The 215-nt window shown below is 31.2% G+C and carries 1 pseudogene; it reads left to right on the plus strand.

Annotated elements, in window-relative coordinates:
• Positions 1 to 170: pseudogene (locus FUA24_RS08280) on the plus strand (ribonuclease Y); the annotation flags it as partial.
• Between the last annotated feature and the right edge of the window lie 45 nt (positions 171 to 215).

Below are 215 nucleotides of genomic sequence, written 5' to 3' on the forward strand. Positions count from 1 at the left end.
AAGCCGGTAGAGAGTTACGTGTAATTGTAGAAAGTGAAAAAGTAAATGATGATAAAGCAGCAGATTTATCATTTAACATTTCGCAAAAAATACAAACAGACATGACGTATCCGGGGCAAGTTAAAGTAACTGTTATTAGAGAAACCAGAGCAGTTAATATTGCTAAATAATTAGATTTGTTAAAAGTTAAAAGTTAAAAGTTAGTTGGTTTCGGT

The sequence above is a fragment of the Seonamhaeicola marinus genome (assembly GCF_008085455.1).